Origin of the sequence: Citrobacter sp. TBCS-14 (assembly GCF_005280805.1) — a bacterium.
GTDB lineage: Bacteria > Pseudomonadota > Gammaproteobacteria > Enterobacterales > Enterobacteriaceae > Citrobacter > Citrobacter gillenii.
Window position 1 is genome coordinate 315 of record NZ_SZWM01001173.1, and the last position, 206, is coordinate 520.

The window sequence follows — 206 nt, forward strand, 5'->3', positions numbered from 1 at the left end:
GAAGAGGTCGATATCATCGAGGTGGGTACGATTCTTTGCGTGGCAGAGGGCGTTCGTGCCGTTCGCGATCTGAAGGCGCTTTACCCGCATAAAATAGTGCTGGCGGACGCTAAAATTGCCGACGCGGGCAAAATCCTCTCCCGCATGTGTTTCGAAGCCAACGCTGACTGGATTACTGTCATCTGCTGTGCCGATATCAACACCAC

At 53.9% G+C, this 206-nt stretch carries 1 pseudogene; it reads left to right on the top strand.

Features of this window, described 5'->3' with window-relative positions:
- Positions 1-206, top strand: a pseudogene (gene ulaD / locus FDX22_RS24635) (3-keto-L-gulonate-6-phosphate decarboxylase UlaD); the annotation flags it as partial.